Origin of the sequence: Sediminibacterium goheungense, from assembly GCF_004361915.1 — a bacterium.
GTDB classification, from domain to species: domain Bacteria; phylum Bacteroidota; class Bacteroidia; order Chitinophagales; family Chitinophagaceae; genus Sediminibacterium; species Sediminibacterium goheungense.
This window is the reverse complement of sequence record NZ_SNWP01000010.1, coordinates 1-21,625: the sequence shown is the minus strand read 5'-3', so window position 1 is coordinate 21,625 and position 21,625 is coordinate 1. Positions and strand designations below refer to the sequence as shown.

General features: G+C 40.5%; 17 protein-coding genes and 1 tRNA gene. 4 read left to right on the top strand and 14 right to left on the bottom strand.

Translation table 11 applies throughout. The features are described from left to right. Positions 1-183 precede the first annotated feature (183 nt). The 7 genes from BC659_RS00095 to BC659_RS00065 form a co-directional block, all read right to left on the bottom strand. Positions 184-942, bottom strand: coding sequence for a lysophospholipid acyltransferase family protein (locus BC659_RS00095; protein WP_133472550.1), 759 nt, complete (start codon positions 940-942; stop codon positions 184-186). 9 nt (positions 943-951) lie between these two features. After that, complete coding sequence (gene ung, locus BC659_RS00090) at positions 952-1,632, bottom strand: uracil-DNA glycosylase (protein WP_133472549.1); 681 nt, start codon at positions 1,630-1,632, stop codon at positions 952-954. A 123-nt stretch (positions 1,633-1,755) separates the two neighbouring features. Continuing rightward, complete coding sequence (locus BC659_RS00085; protein WP_133472548.1) at positions 1,756-3,936, bottom strand: T9SS type B sorting domain-containing protein; 2,181 nt, start codon at positions 3,934-3,936, stop codon at positions 1,756-1,758. A gap of 209 nt (positions 3,937-4,145) precedes the next feature. After that, positions 4,146-4,886 (bottom strand): LytR/AlgR family response regulator transcription factor, encoded by a 741-nt coding sequence (locus BC659_RS00080; protein WP_246027052.1) that lies wholly within the window; start codon positions 4,884-4,886, stop codon positions 4,146-4,148. Beyond that, entirely contained in the window at positions 4,883-6,601 is a 1,719-nt protein-coding gene (locus BC659_RS00075) for a sensor histidine kinase (RefSeq protein ID WP_133472547.1), read from the bottom strand. The genes BC659_RS00080 and BC659_RS00075 overlap by 4 nt, the downstream gene beginning before the upstream one ends. 230 nt (positions 6,602-6,831) lie before the next feature. Then, on the bottom strand, positions 6,832-7,320 hold the full coding sequence (locus BC659_RS00070) for an asparaginase domain-containing protein (RefSeq protein ID WP_133472546.1): 489 nt from the start codon (positions 7,318-7,320) through the stop codon (positions 6,832-6,834). 897 nt (positions 7,321-8,217) lie between these two features. Further along, positions 8,218-8,291: transfer RNA gene (locus BC659_RS00065), tRNA-Arg, on the bottom strand. A gap of 160 nt (positions 8,292-8,451) precedes the next feature. Between BC659_RS00065 and hutH the strand changes: the two genes are divergently transcribed. From hutH to tilS, 3 genes are all read left to right on the top strand, one after another. Continuing rightward, positions 8,452-9,945, top strand: coding sequence for a histidine ammonia-lyase (gene hutH, locus BC659_RS00060; protein WP_133472545.1), 1,494 nt, complete (start codon positions 8,452-8,454; stop codon positions 9,943-9,945). A 130-nt stretch (positions 9,946-10,075) separates the two neighbouring features. Next, on the top strand, positions 10,076-11,737 hold the full coding sequence (locus BC659_RS00055) for a glutamine--tRNA ligase/YqeY domain fusion protein (RefSeq protein WP_133472544.1): 1,662 nt from the start codon (positions 10,076-10,078) through the stop codon (positions 11,735-11,737). Between the two features lie 128 nt (positions 11,738-11,865). Beyond that, positions 11,866-13,221, top strand: a complete 1,356-nt coding sequence (gene tilS, locus BC659_RS00050) for a tRNA lysidine(34) synthetase TilS (protein WP_133472543.1) — start codon at positions 11,866-11,868, stop codon at positions 13,219-13,221. Here the strand turns inward: tilS and BC659_RS00045 are convergent. From BC659_RS00045 to BC659_RS00015, 7 genes are all read right to left on the bottom strand, one after another. After that, entirely contained in the window at positions 13,209-13,847 is a 639-nt protein-coding gene (locus BC659_RS00045; protein WP_133472542.1) for a rhomboid family intramembrane serine protease, read from the bottom strand. The two genes, tilS and BC659_RS00045, sit on opposite strands and share 13 nt — an antisense overlap. 196 nt (positions 13,848-14,043) lie before the next feature. After that, positions 14,044-14,517: a 23S rRNA (pseudouridine(1915)-N(3))-methyltransferase RlmH gene (locus tag BC659_RS00040; protein ID WP_133472541.1), complete on the bottom strand. Its 474-nt coding sequence runs from the start codon at positions 14,515-14,517 to the stop codon at positions 14,044-14,046. A gap of 81 nt (positions 14,518-14,598) precedes the next feature. Continuing rightward, complete coding sequence (locus BC659_RS00035; protein WP_133472540.1) at positions 14,599-16,230, bottom strand: tetratricopeptide repeat protein; 1,632 nt, start codon at positions 16,228-16,230, stop codon at positions 14,599-14,601. A 10-nt stretch (positions 16,231-16,240) separates the two neighbouring features. Beyond that, the gene (locus tag BC659_RS00030) at positions 16,241-17,110 is read right to left on the bottom strand and encodes a universal stress protein (protein ID WP_133472539.1); all 870 of its coding nucleotides are present in this window, start codon (positions 17,108-17,110) and stop codon (positions 16,241-16,243) included. A 71-nt stretch (positions 17,111-17,181) separates the two neighbouring features. Further along, positions 17,182-18,564 carry an HAD-IB family phosphatase gene (locus BC659_RS00025; RefSeq protein ID WP_133472538.1) on the bottom strand — a complete coding sequence of 461 codons (1,383 nt, stop codon included), beginning with the start codon at positions 18,562-18,564 and terminating at the stop codon, positions 17,182-17,184. 262 nt (positions 18,565-18,826) lie between these two features. After that, the gene (locus tag BC659_RS00020) at positions 18,827-20,218 is read right to left on the bottom strand and encodes a sensor histidine kinase (RefSeq protein WP_133472537.1); all 1,392 of its coding nucleotides are present in this window, start codon (positions 20,216-20,218) and stop codon (positions 18,827-18,829) included. Continuing rightward, the gene (locus BC659_RS00015; protein ID WP_133472536.1) at positions 20,218-20,913 is read right to left on the bottom strand and encodes a response regulator transcription factor; all 696 of its coding nucleotides are present in this window, start codon (positions 20,911-20,913) and stop codon (positions 20,218-20,220) included. Before BC659_RS00015 ends, BC659_RS00020 begins: the two co-directional genes overlap by 1 nt. A 140-nt stretch (positions 20,914-21,053) precedes the next feature. On the opposite strand from BC659_RS00015, the gene BC659_RS00010 reads away from it, so the two are divergent. Continuing rightward, a complete protein-coding gene (locus BC659_RS00010) occupies positions 21,054-21,461 on the top strand; it encodes a Dabb family protein (protein ID WP_133472535.1) in 408 nt (135 codons plus the stop codon). Positions 21,462-21,625: the final 164 nt, after the last annotated feature.

Below are 21,625 nucleotides of genomic sequence, written 5' to 3'. Positions count from 1 at the left end.
TGGCCTATAGCAAATAGCCGATAGCTGATAGGGTTATGGCATATGGCTGATAGATAATAGGATGTTTTGCTATATGGATTGTACAGTACCAGTAACCAGTTAATTATGATCCATAAGCTATAAACTATATGCTATAAGCCATACACCATTTACCATATGCTATCCGCCATCATCCATCCGCGATCAGCTATGGTCTTCATAGTACTTCCACATGAGCTCAAACAATTCCTCTTTCAGAGCGGTGGCCGTTTTACCTTCTGATGCAACTGCGGGGAGGAAATGCATTTCGAGTGAGTGAGGCATGAGGTAGAAAAAAATATTTGCAGGTAATACTTTTTTAGTATGAAACAATACCACCGGTAAAATGGGTTTGCCTGTATCGGTTGCTAGTTTGAATGCACCATCATAAAAGCTTTTAAGCGGATCGTTTGTACGGTTGCGGGTACCTTCCGGATAAATCACCATATCCAGTCCGATGGCTAACATTTTTTTCATTTCATCATAACTGCGGCGCCTGCTCTCATCACTTTTACGGTCAACCAATACACTCCCGAAAGTATAGATCCATCCGAATACAGGTATTTTGGCAAAACTTTTTTTAGCGATGGTTTTATTGGCGCGTGGCATGAACGGGGTGCTTACCGGAACATCCATCAGGCTGTTATGGTTACAGATGACCACATAGTTTGTATGCTGTACAAAATTTTCCTTTCCTTTTATGGATAATGGACAACCTATAAGATGCAGGTAAATCCACATCCATACCCTTGATACATGCCTGTGCCAGTAAGCTTTTGCAGGATCATTGAGCAGGAAGCAGGGCAGGTAAAATACAATGGACGGAATCATGGTTGCTATAAAAAGTACCAATGCCCAAACGGCAAAGATTCGTCCGATAATCAATTTCCATAAAGCTGTTTTTGCAGGTTGTTTCAGGCTCATTGCATTTTTTTAATCTTTTGAAATGTTCCAGTCTATGGGAGAAAGTCCCTGTTTCATTAATAAATCATTGGTTCGGCTAAAATGTTTGCATCCAAAAAAGCCTTTATCCGCACTAAAAGGAGATGGGTGTGCTGCTTTTAATACATGGTGTTTGGTTTCATCAATCAGCACCTGTTTTTCGTGTGCAAATCTGCCCCATAGTAAAAAAACAATGCCTTTTTTCTGATCAGATATTTTTCTGATCACCGCATCGGTAAAATCCATCCAGCCAATTTTACCATGGCTTGCGGGTTCATTGGCTCTTACCGTGAGTACTGCATTGAGTAATAAAACCCCTTGTTCAGCCCATTTGGTCAGATTGCCAGAAGCAGGTATCGGCATACCAATATCCTGTTGTAATTCCTTATAAATATTGCCCAGCGAAGGAGGGGGCTTGATACCCTCAGGCACAGAAAAACTCAGTCCATGTGCCTGTCCTGGCCCATGATAGGGATCCTGACCCAGTATCACCACTTTTATTTTATCGAATGGAGTAAGGGTAAAAGCATTGAAAATAAGTTGCCCTGGCGGATAAATTACAGCACCTGTTGCCCTTTCTGTTTTCAGGTGGGTGGCTACCTGTAAAAAGTAGGGTTTGGTGAATTCATTTTTCAGCACTTCTTTCCAGGAAGCTTCTATCTTAACATCCATGGCAGATACAGATTGTTGGCGAAAATACAGAAACAATAGAAGGTTTTTCGCAGAGAGAAGGGAAGAAAGCAAGTTTATTACCCGAACAAAACTTATCAGATGAATAGATACAATGCAGGGTAACTAATAAATTACGGTAACAGTGCCCGAAACTGGTTTCTGTTTTGCATTCTGTTTGATCACATAATAATAAACGCCAACAGGAACAACCCTGCCATCATTTGAGCGACCATCCCATACAGGTGCATAACCTTTCGACTTATAAACAGACTGACCATTACGGGTAAATATTTCAATCTGCGAATCCGGGTAATATTCAATCAAAGGAATTAACCAGGTATCATTAATGCCATCTCCATTGGGTGAGAAGATATTCGAGGGAAGAATAAGGGCATCCTGTATCTCTACCTGAACAGGGTAGGTAGCTGAACAGGCATACACATTGGTACTCTTAATATAATAAGTACCCGATTTAATAATCCGTTGCGGATTTAACAGGGGCTTTGTTGCGGCACTGTCTTCCCAGTAAGTATAAGTCCAGTTGGTACTTGACGGTACCGTATTGGCAAGATTAATGGTTTGTGGTATGCGAACAGAAGCCGGCGGTGTAACCGTAAATTCCGGAATGGGGTTAATGGTTACTTTGGCAGCTTTTGAAACGGCACAACCTGCTACCGATTTCAGTTTTATATAATAGTCGGTGGTTTGTGTAAAGAGATAATCTGATGAGATCGATTGAGTTAAAGCAGCATCACTCCAATAACTGGCTGTGGCGCTGACATCACTTCCTGCTATGGGATTCACAGACGAAAACAATAACTGCCCACAGGCGGTAAAATCTCTTGTAACCAGCACAGGCGGTGCGGTTACAGAAACATATACAGCTTGTGTATTGGTACAACCATACTGATTGGTTCCTTTCAGAAATACGGTACTGGATTTACTGATCACAGAAGGATTGGCAAATGTTTTTGTGGCTTTCTCATCTTCCCAATAACTAAATATAGTACCAGGGTCGCTACCCTGTGTAATAGCAGGAAGTGTAAGATTAATGGTATTGGGTATACATTCAGCCAGTTCGCTTTTTACTTTGATGACCGGATTTTTTCTCACAAGCGCGTCAAAAGGTTTCGTATCGGTACAACCTGCTGTATTTACCGCTTTGATATAATAAGTACCCGGTGTAACAATTTTTTTAGGATTGGATACAAAAATCGATTCATCATCATCCATAAAATAACTGAAAACCATACCGGGTGTGCTGCCTTGCGTGAGCGATGGTGCAGTAATATCCAGCCCGGGCGTTTCACAGGCTTCCATATTTGCTTTGAGTACGAAATCGAAAGGGTCATCCGACTTCATAACCGTAGTATAAAGTGTGTCCAGACAACCCTGATTGGGATAGGGTACAATCTCCAGTGCCAGTCTTGTGCCGGGAGCAGGAGCAGGACTAACTTTTAATGTGTTGGATTTACCAAGTTCTTTGGAGAAATCTTCTGTAAACCATCTGTAACCCATAAAACCATAGGGTGCGGTAAGGGTAAGTTTAGGTACATTATTACACAATACATTTCCTGTAATAGGAGTGGTGCAATTCTCATTGATGTCAATATATGCGTAACCAAAATGCCCACCGAGTGTACAATCATTCACAGTGAATTCGAGTCTCAGTGTTTTGCCCGCGTAGTTGAGCAATTTGAGTGTAATCGGCGCCCAGTCTTTATAAAAAACATTTGGCCTCGACCCGTTGGAAAGCTTAAAACCCGGCAGATTGCCGGATGCAATAAATTGAAAGGATCCACAATCCTCATATTTATTGTCGGTAACGTTGAAAATTTTTACAGCAAATAGCGGTTGCTCATGTGGCTGATGGGTTGGATTCTCCAGCACCACGGCATAATTGTATATCAGACTGTAATCTGCATTTGTTTGTGGAACTGTGAATGTATAATAAAGCCCAAAAGCATCTGATCCTCCTGCTTCCATGCCCAGTTTTACAGAGTAACCGCTGCCATTTGGGCAAACAACCGGGAATTCACCATATTGATCAGTTTCTTTTGCATTGGTGGCAGCACTAAAAATCCGGTGGTTGGTTGGGTCGGGAGATACCAGGCTAAGGTTGATTTTACCGTCTCTGTCAATTTTGCCAGCCAGGGTTTCCCAGTTCTCAAAACTTCCTTTTTCAAAACCAATATTTGGAGGGCATTGTGCCTGAACGGTTGTGAGGCTCATGCAAAATACGACAATCAGTATAGCTACCGTTTGTCTCCATAAGATGCCAGTAAAACCATTCAATCCTTTCATGAATTAGCTGCTTAACAAGAATTCAACACAACAGACAGTAAATACTGCTGATTGGATGCATAGGGTGGATTTTCGGGGCAGGGTTTCAGAATCCAACAGACTGAATATGAAAATTACGAAAAAAACGAATATCATTCACCAAATGAGGATGATTGGAGTAGAAAATGTTCCACAGGGGTAAAATTGCTGCCTAGACTTGCAGCTACGAGTTAAAATAGCTGTTTTTTGACCCTTTCTCTGTTCATCCTGGAAACCGGAATGGTAGTGCCATCGGTGAGTAAAAGGATGCCGCCGTCTTCTTTGAGCCAGCTTTTAATGTAGTGGCGGTTGACCAGATGCGACTGATGGGTGCGAAAGAAATCGGCAGGGGGGAGCATATCTGCATATTCCTTCAATGTTTTTGCCATCAGTATTTTTTCACCATTGCTGAGGAAAAACTGGGTGTAATTATTACTGGCTTCGCAACGAATGATCGCATCTATTTCCACATACCTGATTTCCTGCTGCATGGGCAGGGCAATCTTTTTTACTTTGGAAGATGATAATTCCTGTATGAGAAAGCGTAACTGTTCATTTTGCTTTTTATAAGATAGTTTTCTGATGGCTTTCTGAACCGCAAGGATCAACTCTGTTGAATCAAGTGGCTTGAGTAAATAATCAAGAGCAGCATATTTAATGGCCTGTACACCATATTCATCATAAGCGGTTATAAATATCACTTCTATTTCATAATCCGTCAGCTGTTGCAATAAATTGAACCCGCTTTCCTGGTTCAGCCGGATGTCTAAAAATAGAAGTTCCGGATGTAGTGTCTGAATAGAAATGATCGCATCTTTTACCTGCATGGAAGCACCCACTACTTCAATTTCCGGGCAGTGCGTTTTTAGTAAGTAAGAAAGGTTTTCAATATTGTGGTTTTCGTCATCCACAATAAAGGATCGGATACTCATAGCCAGTTATTGAGTTCTGTTTTACAAATACAGCCATCTTTACTGAGAACAATATCGAAATGAATAGGGTTCTCCGGATACAAAGTATTCAATAAATGAATACGGTCTCTGGTGAGTTTCAGGCCATGGCCTTCTGTAACTGAAGCCTGGGTAAACCCTTTGCCATTGTCTTTTACATAGATTACTAAGTGCTGTTCTTTTCTTGTAAAACCAATTTCAATGTTTCCCTCAGCACCGAGTGCGGAAACTGCATGTTTTACTGCATTTTCAACCAGTGGTTGTAATAACATGGCAGGAATATCGGTATGTAATCTGTCGATCGTATCATCTACAGTAATGGTGTACTGAAACCCAAACCTCAATTGCTCCATGAGTAAATAATCATTCATTAAATTGATTTCCTCTTCCAAACCCGTCATTTCCTTATCCGACGCTTTTAAAATATGTCTTGTAATACGTGCAAAACGGGATAGATAATTGCCTGCTTTGGTAGTTTCATTTTTATGCATCAGGTTTTGTATACCTGATAAGGAGTTGAACATAAAATGAGGATTGAGTTGCGATCTAACAGCCTGCAACTGCAGTGAAACGATTTGTTTTTCCTGTTTTTTCTTTTCGAGTTGACGCCTGCTTCTGCCACGATAATAAAAGAAACCCGTTCCGCCGATAAAAGCCAGAAAAGCTGTGTACATGATTGCCTGTTTGGGACTGAATTGAACGATAGCCGATGGCTTTACGGTAAAGAAAAAACTGGCTTGTGCATTCAAAGTATTGTGTTTAAACTCTTCCGGCACTTCCGCTCTGATAATTACCTCATAATTGCCGGGTCTTTTAAAGTCAGCAGCATTGATCATCAATTCCGGGTTTTTACTATAGGAAGAAAGGTTCCATTTATTGGAAATGAGTATGGTGTCTGATTGCTGATTGCTGAAGTGTCGAAGGTAAACATGGTACATTTCATTTAACAGGGTAGGTTTCATGGATACCTTAATATGGTTGATACTGTCTGACCATTCAAAAGACTGATGATTGATTTCCAGTTTGCTTAGTTTTTCTTTACCCGTAAGATTCTTGGGTATGGTTACTGTATATCCATACAGTTCTGATTGTTTACTCCTTGGTATATAGTGTTGTTGGTGAGGCCTGGATAAATACCTGTCGTTATAGAACAGCGTAGCGTGTGCGATTTCAGGCTTCGGTGTATAGAGATTATTGAAATAAAGCATCTTTTTATCATAGTACTGTCCGGTATGGTATATTTCCAGTTTGATCAGCTTATTGATGGAAGTGAATTTCCCGAGATAAGCATAAGTTCCATTCTTATTGCTATGAAAGGTGGATGGATGTTGCCAGGGAACAATTTCGAAGCTATCATTCACAACAACATGGTATAAGAAGGAGTCTGCGTTAGCTTTGGTAATACCTGCTGCGGCCAGTTCAAAAAAATCCTGTCCGTTTAACCATGATAATATTGCATTACCATGATAACCCGTTACAGCAGCAGATTTATTAAGTGGTTTAGCCAGACGTTCAAATAATTGAAAAGACTGATTGGCAGAAGAAAACCTGAACCATTTATCTGCAGGATCCGTTTCCATCATTTTTTCCCAGTTATTATTAAAAGGGAAGATAGGTTTACGCACAGTGTCGCTAACCTGCGAATTAGCTGTGAAGGAAAAAAGGAGTAATATCCCGCAACTAAGTAAATATTTCATACCAGATTGTTTAGACAACAAAACTGTATAAATATAACTTCTTTACATCAGGAGATGAGTATCTGGTAATATCAACTTAGAATTTGGAATCCCTTAGCAGTATTCAGTATTTTTTAATTGCAAGTTATAACCACCTAAAGGTATTAGCCCCTTGTACAACAAGGGTAATTATCTGAGTGAAACAAGAGTTGTAAATCGTAAACACATCAAAGTCCATCGTTTCATCCTGCCTATCCCAGTCTCTCTTCGAATAACCCCGATTCTTTATTCTTCCAAACCGTTCCCGCTTTAAATATCCTTCCATTCATAGCAACATACACACCCGGTGTAAGCGTTTGTACAAAAGCAATGGCACAGCCCAGGTTGAAGAGTCCGTCGGAACTACCAAACTTAATGGGAATCATGGCGCCTGTTAGTACAATGGTTTTATTGGTAAATCTTTCTGCCAGAAAGCTGGCGGTTTCTGTCATGGTATCGGTACCATGTGTAATGATGATTTTATCTTCTTCACAGTTCCTGCAATGTTCTGCGATGGTATTGCGGTGCTGGTTATTCATTTCGAGGCTATCGATCATCATCAGTGTCTCAATGGTGGCGGGAGCCATACAGCGGCCTTTTTGTAACAATTCATCCAGGTGGGTATCTTTAAAAAAGAGTTCACCTGTAAGCATATTGTATTCCTTGTCGAATGTACCACCGGTGGCAAAAATGCGGATCATAGCAATGAAGATTGAGTTGCGAAATTAAGTATTCTTTTTTCAGTGTAACATAAAACCGAAGTAGCCTGCCTTAAAGACTTATTTATCTGGAGGATAAGGGTATTTGTACCTGCGAAATGATTTGTTCGGGAAATTATATACAGTAAAGAACAGGACGTTGAAGTGAGTGACACAACAACTGCTCGGAAAGGCTCCGAAAGCTTGTCAGCTATCTTTTAAGATACGAAAAATTTGGGAGATTTACAAATGATCTTGATGGTCAATATTGTGGGGGTTGTTTTATCATAATCCATAAAATAGTAAGGCTTTTAAGCTGTGTTGCTGGCAATAAAATAGCAATTCTGAATACCTTGGTGAATCGGTATACTTTCACCACAGCGGACTGAGCTACCACAAAAAGAAAAGCCCCACATTTTTTGTGAGGCTTTCGTGAACCGGATTGTCCCGCCTAAGGCGGGAGAACCAATGACCTATCCGCCTAAGGCGGATTGCTCTATCCATTTGAGCTACCGTAAATAAAAAAGCCCCACATATCTGTGAGGCTTTGTGAACCGGATTGTCCCGCCTAAGGCGGGAGAACCAATGACCTATCCGCCTAAGGCGGATTGCTCTATCCATCTGAGCTACCGTAAATAAAAAAGCCCCACAATCTGTGAGGCTTTCGTGAACCGGATTGTCCCGCCTAAGGCGGGAGAACCAATGACCTATCCGCCTAAGGCGGATTGCTCTATCCATCTGAGCTACCGTAAATAAAAAAGCCCACATATCTGTGAGGCTTTGTGAACCGGATTGTCCCGCCTAAGGCGGGAGAACCAATGACCTATCCGCCTAAGGCGGATTGCTCTATCCATCTGAGCTACCGTAAATAAAAAAGCCCCACAATCTGTGAGGCTTTCGTGAACCGGATTGGATTCGAACCAATGACCTACTGCTTAGAAGGCAGTTGCTCTATCCAGCTGAGCTACCGGTCCAGTGCTTTTGTTTGCTAGTTGCTTCCGCCTAAGGCGGACTGAGCTACTGGCTCCATTTCAGAGGCGCAAAATAAGGGAAAAATTGCCACTTTGTCAAATGATTTGCCTTTCTCTTTTCCTTCCGGCAAAACCCCCTTACTTTGCGGCAAAGGATTGCTTCATGAGTTATAATTACCTGCCCTTAGACCGTAAATGGCTGCATTTTAGCCAGGTGAAGAATCTGCTGGACTTTGATCAGCATATTTCCATCACTTTTGATGCCCATGAACGCATTCTGGCCTGCAGGGACTATCTGGACCGCAAAATGGCTGAAAAAGACCGTACCTATTATGGTATCAATACCGGTTTTGGCTTTCTCCAGAATGTAAAAATCGACAATGACCAGATCGGTCAGCTGCAATATAACCTGCTGGTTTCTCATGCCTGCGGATTGGGTGAAGAAGTGCCCCGCGATATTGTGAAACTGATGCTGATGCTTAAAATAAAATCGCTCAGTTATGGTCATAGCGGTGTACAGATAGAAACGGTGAAACGTTTGATGGAAATGTACAACCATGATGTATTACCCGTTATTTATACGCAGGGCTCACTGGGAGCATCCGGCGATCTGGCGCCTTTGAGTCACCTGAGCCTGCCACTGATAGGTTTAGGTGAAGTCTATTACCAGGGTAAACGCATGTCTTCAGCATATGCATTTAAAGAACTGGGCTGGCAGCCGGTTCAGTTGCAGAGTAAAGAAGGCCTGGCCCTGATAAACGGAACACAGTTTATGAGTGCTTATGGTTTATACTGCCTGAAAAAAGCTGAACACCTGCTGGCTATGGCCGACCTGATAAGCGCCGTTTCCTTTGATGCATTTGATTGTACTACCGAACCTTTTGATGAACATATTCATGCCATCAGGGCCCATGAAGGACAGGTAAATACAGCAAAAATTTTACGCGGTTACCTGTCTGATAGTGAGATAGCACAAAAGAAAAAAGAACAGGTGCAGGACCCATACTCTTTCCGTTGTATTCCCCAGGTACATGGGGCTTCCAAAGATGCATTTGCACATGTACTCTCTGTTTTTATACGTGAAATCAATTCTGTTACCGATAACCCCAATGTTTTCCCCGAGGATGATATGATTGTTAGCGGAGGTAATTTCCACGGGCAGCCACTGGCAATTACACTGGATTATCTGTCGATTGCCATGAGCGAGATTGGCAATATTGCTGAACGCCGCACTTATCAGTTGATCAGCGGGCAGCGGGGATTACCCCTGTTTCTGGTAAAAAATCCGGGGCTACATTCCGGTTTTATGATTCCTCAGTATACGGCCGCAGGTATTGTGAGTGAAAATAAACAGCTTTGTACACCTGCTTCGGTAGATAGCATCTCTTCCTCCAATAACCAGGAAGACCATGTGAGCATGGGTGCCAATGCCGCTACCAAATGTTACCGGGTAATACAGAATGTAGAGAAACTACTCGCTATAGAATTACTGAGTGCTGCACAGGCGCTGGATTTCAGAAGGCCGCAGCAAAGCGGGAAAGCTGTAGAAAAAATTGTTCAGGAGTTTCGGGCCCTTGTGAGTTTTAATGAGCAGGACAGGGTGTTGCATGACGATATGAAAAAAGCCATTGATTTTGTAAATCGTTACCAACTATAACGTAAACCGGATTTTAGCCACAGATTCACAGATTTTCGATACATAATCTGTGAATCTGTGGCTAAATCATTTCTGGATCAGAAACAGGGATGCTATACAAAGCTTAACTTTGTGCCCCTAATAGCGTCGTATGTCAGAAGAAAAGAGCCTGAATTTTATTGAAGAGATCGTAGAAGCAGATCTGAAATCCGGAAAATACAGTTCCATCGTTACCCGTTTCCCTCCAGAACCCAACGGATACCTCCATATTGGTCATGCCAAGAGCATTTGTCTCAATTTCGGACTGGCTTTGAAGTATGGTGGTAAAACCAATCTCCGCTTCGATGATACGAATCCTGTTACAGAAGATACAGAATATGTAGACAGTATCAAAGATGATGTTCGCTGGCTGGGTTTCGAGTGGGCCGAAGAACGTTATGCTTCAGATTATTTTGAGCAGTTGTATGGGTTTGCCGTGCAACTGATTCAAAAAGGGCTGGCTTATGTGGATGATAGTACAAGTGAAGAAATAGCCATGCAGAAAGGTACACCTACACAGCCTGGTACCAATAGTCCGTTTCGTGATCGGTCTGTCGAAGAAAATATGACCTTGTTTGCCGAAATGCGTGATGGCAAATACAAAGACGGGGAGAAAGTATTACGTGCTAAAATCGATATGGGTCATGTGAATATGCATATGCGTGATCCCATCATCTACCGTATCAAACATGCACACCATCACCGCACAGGCGATACATGGTGTGTGTACCCGATGTATGATTTTGCGCACGGACAGAGCGATGCGATTGAAAATATTACCCACTCCGTATGTACCCTCGAATTCATTCCGCACAGGGCTTTATACGAATGGTTTATTGAACAACTAGGTATATTTCCGTCGAAACAATACGAGTTTGCACGTTTGAACATGACATATACAGTTATGAGTAAGCGTAAGTTGCTGCAACTGGTAAACGAAGGTTTTGTAAATGGCTGGGATGATCCCCGTATGTCTACCATCAGTGGTATGCGCCGGAGAGGCTATACAGCTCCTGCCATTCGTGAGTTCTGCGATCGTATCGGTATTGCCAAAAGAGATAACCTGATCGATGTAGGATTGCTGGAATTCTGTGTTCGCGAGCACCTTAATAAAATTGCTGTGCGCAGGATGGTGGTATTTGATCCTTTAAAAGTGATCATCACCAACCATAACGGCGAAACAGAAATGCTGAGCAGCGAAAACAATCCGGAAGATCTGAATGCAGGCAACCGTGACATCCCATTCAGTAATGAACTATTCATAGAAAAAGATGATTTCATGGAAGTGCCTTCAAAGAAATATTTCAGGTTGGCACCGGGACAAATGGTTCGTTTAAAAAGTGCCTATATTATCCGTTGTGATGAAGTAGTGAAGGATGCTGTTGGTAATATTACAGAACTGCATTGTACTTATATTCCTGAAAGTAAAAGCGGATCCGATACATCCGGAATCAATGTGAAAGGAACCCTTCATTGGGTGAGTGCCAAGCATGCAGTTCATGCAGAAGTACGCCTGTACGACCGCTTGTTTAAAGTGGAAGATGTAGGGAATGCAGAAGGGGATTTTAAAGATCATATTAATACCGATTCATTGGAAGTAATACCGAATGCTTTTGCAGAGCCAGCATTGGCGATGGATTCAGCGGAAGATCGTTATCAGTTCCTGCGTAAGGGTTATTTCTGTTTAGATAAAGATAGTACACCCGAGAAACTTGTATTCAACCGAACCGTTACCTTGAAAGATACCTGGGCTAAAGAACAGAAGAAGAGTTAGCTATTAGCTTTTAGCCTTTAGATTTAAAGGGGAAGTACCTTGAAGAAATGGTCGCTTCCAATAAAACAATATTATATCACCAACCTCTTGCTAAAAGCTAAAAGCTAGTTACCAAGGGCTAACATCATATGCAACTATCACCAAACTTCATACAACAATGGTGGAAACAGCATTTTTCGCATCAGTTGCCTTCGCAGCTGCATCTGCTGCTGGCTGTGAGTGGAGGTGTGGATAGTGTTGTATTGATGGATCTGGTGGCTAAGTCCGGGATTGATTTTTCTGTTTTACATTGCAATTTCAAATTAAGAGGGGCGGAGAGTGAAAGAGATGAACAGTTTGTTAGGTCTTTGGCTGCACAATATGGCAAAGAACTGTATGTGGTAAGGTTTGATACCGCAACTATTGTAGAAGAAAAAAAAGCTTCCGTTCAGGAAGTGGCACGTGAATTAAGGTATGCATGGTTTGAAGAAACCAGGGCCAGGGTTCAGATTAATAAAAATGATCAGCGGGTGTATATAGCTGTGGCACACCATGCAGATGATAATATTGAAACTGTATTAATGAATCTTTTCAGGGGTACGGGTTTACATGGACTTACCGGTATGGAACCCTTCCGGGATAAAATTGTGAGACCGCTGCTTTCTTTCCGAAAAGAGGAACTCAAAATCTATGCAGAACTGCATCAGTTGAAATATATCGAAGATTCTTCCAATTCCTCGAATGATTATACAAGAAATTATTTTAGAAATGAATTGATCCCGGGGATTCAAAAAGTATTTCCTTCAGCCGAGAATAATCTCCTGCATACCATCAACAGGTTAAAGGAAGCGGAACTTATATACAAAGCTGCTGTTAACGCGTCCATAGCTTCCTTACTGGAAAAAAAAGGCGATGAATATCATATTCCGGTGCTTTTATGGAAACAGGTAAAGCCTTTGGTCACGATTAGCTATGAGCTGTTAAAACCATTCGGTTTTACTTCATCGCAGACTTTTGAAATCATTAAATTACTGGATGCAGATAATAGCAGTTATATATCATCGCAAACCCATCGAGTGATACGTAACCGTAACTGGATGATTATTGCGCCACAGGCTAACGATCACCAGCAGATGCTAATTCCTATTGAACCTGGCGATGTATCTATTGAATTTGCTGCAGGCTCATTGCAAATATCGCATACTACCTCAACACAAATACCTGATGCCAGTCATCTCGCACTTATTAATGCAGATGAGCTGGTATATCCATTATTGCTGCGTCCATGGAAACAGGGGGATTATTTTTATCCATTGGGTATGCCCGGGAAAAAGAAAATCAGCCGGTTTTTGAGTGACCTTAAGTTGTCGAAAACCGAAAAAGAAAAAGTATGGGTACTTGAGTCCGGCAAAAAAATAATCTGGGTGCTGGGCATGCGGATTGATCATCGATTCAGAATAACTGATCATACCCAACAAAAACTAAAGTTAACCTACGAGAAATAAGCTTTGATACTTTCAATAAAGTTAAGGATAGGGTTGAAGCTGCTAAGCAAAAAACAACTTACGATCACAAATACAACACCCCATACGGCACCCCAGAAGTGTGCGGAGTGATTAACATTATCGCCCCCTCTTTTGGCCATATAAGCAGATAAGCCCAGATACAATGGTCCGAAAATAAAACCCGGAATAATCGGCGGAAGAATAAACAGGCCGATTTTAATGTTGGGTTCCAGAAAAATACCTGCAAATACAACTGCTGATACAGCCCCGGAAGCACCCAGACTTCGGTAATGATAATTGTTTTTATTCTGCAGATAGGTAGGGATGAGGCAAATAATCAATCCTGTCAGGTACATAGCCATAAACAGTATCCGTCCTTTGTCTTCAAAAAGGTCGTTGAAATATTTTTCGACATACTCTCCAAACATATAAAAAGAAAGCATATTGAAAGCCAGATGTGTAATATCAGCATGAATAAATCCATTCGTTACAAACCGGTACCATTGATTTCTATTTGTAATAGAAGGGGGGTAAAAAATCAGGTCATCCATTACTTTCTGGTTAGAGAAAGCAGTAAATGAAATGACACAGGTGATGATAAGTATCAGTACGGTGATGCTAAACATATTTCTAAATTAGATAATTCTTTTGAACTCAGGACTGTGTTTTGTAATTTACTTATTTGAGGCAGCTAATAGCAGTTAGCCATTAGCTACTAGCTTTCGGCTTGGAGTATTTTAAAACATAACAGCTTACACATCGAAAACAGTATTTTTAAGTTTATCTAAAAGCTAGAAGCTGGCAGTTCAGAGCTCATAGCTCTCAGCTATGGTGATATTTTTCATTCCGCAAAATGCTGCAGGCCCTGTATAATTGTTCGGCCAGGATTAATCTGACGAGCATATGCGGGAAAACCAGTTTAGCCAGGCACCAGACGGTGTTGGCTCTTTTTGCAACCATTTCATCAACACCGAAGGCTCCGCCAATTAAAAAAACAATGGTACGGGTGCTTTCATTGGCTCTTTTCTGTAAAAAATCTGCCAGTTCAGGGGAACTGAATTGTTTGCCTCTTTCATCGAGTAATACCAGATAGTCGTCTTTTTCCAGCTGCGATAATATGGCTGCGGCTTCTGCTTTCTTTAAGGCAGACTCTGAGAGGGTTGCTGCCTGCTTGGGAACGGGTATGATCTGCCACTGTACAGGAAAGTAATTGGCAATTCTTCTGGTAAAATCATCAATGCCTTCTTTTACATATGACTCATGTACTTTTCCAACAGACCAGAGTTGAATTTTCATGCGATAAAGTTAGGGGACTCCTGTAACAAAAAAGCCGGAACAATATGTTCCGGCCTTATATATAAACCTTAGTAAACCCAATTATTTGGTACCATCCGGTTGGCTGGCTTTCATTTTTTCCAGTATTTCCTTGTACTTTTCTGCATCGTCATTGGCTGGGTCAAGTGCCAGTATTTTATCGTACAGCGCCAGCGCTTCATCATATTTTTTTTCTGCATTAACCCGATACGCAGCAATATATCCATATGCCTGTATCAACCATTTTTTGTTATTGGCATTGGCAGTGTCTTTCAGGGCAACCTCAATCATGTCTTCATAATGTGGTATGGCAATACCCATTTCCATGGCAGTATCTATGGCTGCATTGCACCTTGCGCGCCAGTAATAACCAAATGTCTGATCAGGGTATTTGGTTGCGTACATGCCAAATACACTATCTGCCATGGTATATTCTTTGGCGTTATAATAGGCGACGCCCCAGTTAAAAAGATCAACATTGTTAAAGCCCTTGTTTATTTTGTATTGCTGTGCCGTCCATGCTGCCTGTTGCGCATAATTTTTTTGTTCTTTATAAAAAGTTGTGATTTTTTTTGCGTAATCCAGTTTTAGGGTGGAATCCTTCTCTAGCTGAAAAGCTTTTTCATACCATACCGCGGCGTCTGTTACTGCTTTGTTTTTAGCAGCTATCTTTCCCATCAATTCAAAGTCTTTGGATACATAGTTACTATCAGCCTCTTTGTCAAAATAGTCTTTCATCCATTTCTCTGCATTATTATAGTCTTCCAGCCCATCGTAACTATATGCCATTAGTTTGTAAAGACGTGGTTTGATAGGGCTTTCCTTTTTGGTAAAAATCTGCTCAGCTGTCTGGATAGCTTCTTTATATTTTTTTGAAACAAAATATAGGTCTGTTAGCATGTAGTCGTGCTCAATGCTGTAGTCTGATTTGGTAATATAGGATCGAAGATATTCAAGTGCTTTGTTTACATCTCTGAAATAGTAATAATAATAAAGCGGGTAATATACCGGTGCAAAATCCGGATCAGCCTGAATAGCTTTGTTGTAGTATTCGGTAAATACCTCTACATTATTTTGTGTCTGGTATATTTTCCCGGTCATATAATACGCGTAAGCATTTTTATTATCTGCCTCAATAGCTTCCTGATATGCTTTTACGGCCGATGATCCGTCGTATAACTTTCTGTAGGCGTCTCCAATGGCAATATATATATCTGCATTTTTTTTGTCTCTGTCAGCTGCGTTTTCTAACAATGTAATAGCCTGTAGGAGGTTGCCTTTTGGGGCATCAATAATGGCCCTTGCGGCTGCCCATTGCAGGAAGGGATCTTTTTTCCTTTTTGTGCCAATCGCTTCTGTAAACAATGCGATGGCATTTGCAGAATCGCCTTTATGTAATAATACTTCACCCTGCAATATTTTACCCAGTGGTAGAGCTGCCACTGCCATAGGTATTTGTTCTTTGGTAACTAAGGCACTGTCTGTATGCCCCGCTGCAAGATGTGTTTTTATGAGCCAGAACCATGCATTGATATCTGATGGGTTTTCGGTCACAGCGTTATGGAGTAGCTGAGCTGCACTGGTATACCTTTCATAGACATATAATTTTTTTCCTGCCTCGGCCTGATCGGCTGACTGAGCAAACAAAATTCCTGTGGCTAACAGGAGTATAGCCATAATGAGGAGCCGTTTCATAAAATTTGCTTTAAATACTTCTTCTCAAATAAGGTTTCAAAGTGAGTATATGTAGTGCCGAAAAAGGCTGAATCATATCTGTTATTTTTCCGTGGAAAAAAACCGGAAGTATTTTCTTTTTTTCCGGATTTACCAGTATCATATCTGCTTTTACCTGATTCGCATACCTTACCAGTGCTGAATCAGAATCGCTTCCATGTAGTATTTTGTATTGTGGTGAGTGGCCTGATTCGGCTAATATTTTGTAAGTCAGGTAAAATGCATCGATCCTGATTTTGGTGCTAATATCATTGTTGTCGAGCATTGTGATAAGGTGAATATGCGCATTAAATTGCCTGGCAAAAGCCAGTGCCATCTCGATCTTTCTTTCAGGAACAAAAGAGGTAACGGGTAGTACGATTGTTTTAATGGGATGATTCAAACAGCCTTTTGTTACAGTGAGTACTGCCAGATTAGCTTTTCTGGCGAGATCTTCAGCTATGTCTTTTCTAAAAAAAGAAAAGCCCTGCCGATATTTTTCCTTAGTTGCAATTACCAGATCAATATTTTTATCCTGTGCGTACAGTAAAAGATTATCGCTGATGGTTGTTTCAGTGATAATCATCGTTTCTGTTTTTGTTAGGGATGAAATCCTATGTATTCTTTCCTTGAGTGCTTCCAGTTTCTTCAGGATAAAAGCTTCCTTTCTTTCCAGATAAGTTTTTTTCTGAAATGGGATGCTTGTATAAAGTAGTTTTTGTGACAAAGAATCAAAACGAATGGTGGCAACAAGAAATAAGGTGGTATCTGCTGAATCTGCCAGTTCGAGTGCTTTTTCAGCAGCGATCTGCGCATTATAAAGTGAGTCAACCGGTATTAATATGTTTTTGAATGTTGCCATTAATGAATATTCAAACCTACTGTTACGTGATTAACCACTTATTAAACTCATATTAGAAGCATATTAGAATGTTAGTGTAGAGCATATGCAAGTACAGGACTGAATGATTCCGACTCAATTAATAAATCCGCTGTTTGTTTCAGGTATTCATTTTTTGAACGGAAAGCCACCCCGAAGCCAGCTTTTTTAACCATGCAGATGTCATTTTCACTGTCACCAATTGCCATGCAATTGCCATGCTCGATATCGTATTTTTGTAAAATATGATCCAATGCATTCGATTTGCAAAGTGTATGCAGGCAGGAGCTGTTGTCATGGTGAAAGAAAAATGAAGGAATCTTTACTTCTCCGGTTGCATTACTATTAGAAAACTCCAGCTCATTGGCCAGAAAAAAATCGGCCCCTATTTTATTTTTTATATGATTGGCTACAAAGTCATAGCTATCGGTAATTATACCTACAACATAACCCCGCTCATGTAGTTTTGTGATTACTTCCTGCACATCAGGAATCAATGCTATTGAATTGATGATTTCTATCAATTCTCCAAAATGCCTGCCTTTAAAAAGCTGTGCAATGGCTTTGGTTCGAAGCGTACTATCGGTGATTTTTTTTCTGATATCCAGTAAGGTTTCTGTTAAGCCGAACTGATTGGCATAACAGTCTACAAAGCGTCCTTTCAATATAGTGTCATCCATGTCAAAAACTACCATTTTTTTGGCATCTTTTAACTGTTCTGAAAAGGCTATTTCCATCTGATCGCGTATGATATTGATAGACTGAAATTCTTCTATTGAAACGGCTTTGTTATTTTGAGAGAAGGCTTTTTTAATAATGGCGCTTGCTACTTCCTTACTCATTTTACCCAGTTCGTGCAATGGTTTACTATCATTTTCAATGTATCCGATGTTAATTTCGGTTATGCGTGCGCCCTGATTGTGCATATCGATGAGTATACCAACGTCTACTCCATAGTCATTAAAGAATTCCAGTTTTTCAAAAAAAGATTTTCTGCCGGCTATCATACCACTCAGTGGCTGTGAATAATGGGAGAGGGCGGGGAAAAACATGGATAATAGCGGCTTTGCTACCAATTCTGTTACACGGCCGCTGTTGCGTGAAAATGTGGCCTTAATGAAATCATATTCATTATGAATAAGGGGGGCTGTCATCTGTTCTATCATTTTATCAGGATAAGGGTCAATATCCCCGTCCAGAAAAACAATGATTTCGTTTTGGGCACATAACATACCGTCCTTCATAGAAGCTCCCTTGCCGATTCTGGTACTGGTAATAACCCTCGCACCGGCTTCTGTGGCATATTGTACGGTTTTATCGAACGACTGATCGTCTACCACTATTATTTCGGATACCAATGGTTTCGACCAACAATAGTTTACCACTTTAGCAATGGTCTTCTCTTCATTTAAAGCCGGTATTATAATCGTTATCATGCCAACAAAAATGAATCCTTACCCTTAAAATGGAATTAGGGGGAAATTAGAAGGGTATTATAATTGAATGGAGGTGTAAAAACAAAGCCACTCTTAGAAAAGAGCGGCTTTAAACTAAACCCTGAGCAAATAATAACAGTGTTAAATATTTTGACTGCAATATGTATACAGTTTATTAAGGGTAGATTAGTAACAGATTAAAATAAAATTAGAAAAGACCTCTTGAAAATTTTCGATCAGCTTAGCCTAAAGGGGTTTTCATTTAAATCAAGTGGAAGTTGCGGGCGATTGGTAGGGTAATGGTAAAGATGCTGCCGTTGGGGCTGGCTTCCTCAAAACTGATATTTCCTTTGTGTAATTTGATGATTCTGTATGCCAGGGATAAGCCAAGGCCAAAACCTTCAGGTGAGTTACTCTTTTCGCTTCTGAAAAATGGTTGGAAAATCAGAGACTGGTGTTCTTTTAGTATGCCCGGACCATTGTCTGAAACGATAATATGCAGTTGGTTATCAGAGAATTTCAATGCTACATTTGCAGTATTATTATTTGAATATTTACAGGCGTTCAACACCACGTTTTTAATGGCACTTTCCAGTAGGTCGCCATTGCCAAAAGCCAGCAGGCTGTCTTCATTGTCAGGAAAAGTTTCAAAATCTAATTCTACCTTATATCGGTCGCTTGTTTTGTGCAGATCTACAGGTAATTTCATCAGCATTTCATCCATTCTTACTAGGGTAAGCTCCATACCGTCTGAAGTGCCGCTCGCCTTAGCCAGTTCAAGCAGGCTCCGTGTTAATCGGTTCAGATTTTTTACATCATCATATACCGACTGAATAATTTGCTGGTATTCCTCTGCATTTCTTTGATTTTGTAAAGTAATCTCTAACTGACTTGAAATCGATGTGAGAGGGGTGGATAATTCATGTGAGGCATTGGCAATAAACCTTCGTTGAATTTCAAAAGATTCCTGTAACCTCGTCAGCAACTGATTAAAGGTATAAGAAAGCTCATACAATTCATCTTTGGTTTCTCCAAGCATGATTCTTCTGGATAGATTCTGGGAAGAAATCTCATTCACCTCATTGGTTATTTTTTTAATCGGTCGTACAAGTCTGGATGAGAAAATAAGACCAGATAAAAAAGTAATTAATGACCCACTCACAAAACTTAATAGAAGTATAAATTTTAATTGTGCCAATTTTTCTAATCCCATTTCATCATATGATGCCGCAACTGCCACATATTGTTGAGTACCAGATTTATAGGATATAGCAATGGCATCCCTATGTCCAGTACTGTAAATATATTCACCGCTTTCCCGGGCTTTATTAAGAATATCAATACCGGGTCTTTCATAACCTACTCCTTCATCTCTGAAGTGGTAAATTTCCCGGTTATTATTGTCATAAACCACAACGCTTTTTTCTTTTAAAGAGATGAGCGTATTCTCATCGATTCTTTTTAAAAGTGCTTTATCCATGCCTTCTACTTTTACCAGGAGGCTGATAGTTGATAATGCCCTGTTTCGTATACGGCGTCTGAAATCTAATTCCCGGTTGAGGTTCGAAAAATAATATATAGATATGCACACAAAGAGTAGTATCAATGTAACCAGTGCAGTAAACAATATAGCTATCCGGTATTTGATTTTCATCAGGAAGGTTCTTTCATGATATAGCCCATACCTACCTGTGTATGTATGAGGCGTGTATCGAATTTTTTATCAATTTTATTCCGCAGGTAGTTTACATACACATCAATTACATTGGTTTGTGTGTCAAAATCTATTTCCCAAACCCTTTCAGCAATGTCGGATCTTGATAGTACCCGATTTCTGTTGCGCATAAAATATTCCAGCAGTTGAAATTCTTTGGCTGTAAGTGTGATCGGTTGGCCTGCTCTAGCCACCTCTTTGGTATCCAAATTCATTTCTAAATCTGCAACTTTCAGGATATTACCTGTTGGTAGCTGCTGATTCATGGTTCGTTTTAATAAAGCCCTTATTCTTACCAGCAGTTCCTTGAATTCAAATGGCTTAATCATGTAATCATCTGTACCTGTATCGAAGCCCTCGATTTTGTCTTCCGTGGTATTCATGGCAGTGAGCATGATAATGGGTATCTGCTGATTACTGTTTCTAATGACTTTACATAGATCAAAACCATTCATGCCTGGTAAATTAATGTCGAGAATCACCAGGTCATAATCATTGGAGTCAAAAAGACGCTTACCGATTAGTCCATCAAAAGCAACATCTACATGATAGCCGTTTTCGGACAACCCTTTCTTTAAAGTGGTTGCAATTTTTTTCTCATCTTCAACGATTAATAATTTGCGTTCATCTGTCATAATTCTATACTTACAGCAGGCAATTTACTGAATACTGCTGACCGGCCGATTTTCTAATGTATTTCTAATATTAAATGAGAAAACCTTCGTTCATCATACAGATTCTTTAAATTTACTGAAAATGAATGAATCATTCTGAAATGACAGATACATCAAGACGTAACTTTTTAGAAAAAACTGCTTTAGCAGGTTTGGGTACACTTGCTTCAGCCAATATTCTCCCTAAAGAAATGGAACAAAGAATGCTGATACACCATGTTTTTTTCTGGCTTAAAAAGCCAGGTTCGGTCGAGGACCGAAAAAAATTAGCGGAAGGATTACAAAGCCTGAAAGCCATACCAACTATTAGACAGTTTCATATTGGCTATCCGGCCAGTACAGAGAAAAGAGAGGTAATTGATAATAGCTGGGATGTATCGGAAGTCATGTTTTTTGAAGATACGGCCGGACAAAAAGTTTATCAGGATCATCCCATTCATCAGGCATTTGTGCAGAACTACAGTCATTTATGGGCGAAAGTAGTCGTGTACGATGCGATGGATATCTGAGGGTGAATGGTGAATGAAAAAAATATTGTGTTTGCACAATATTGATCGTCAGGCTCGAGTTTCATTTATTGACCATTGACCATTGACCATTGACCATTGACCATTGACCATTGACCATTGACCATTGACCATTGACCATTGACCATTGACCATTGACCATTGAC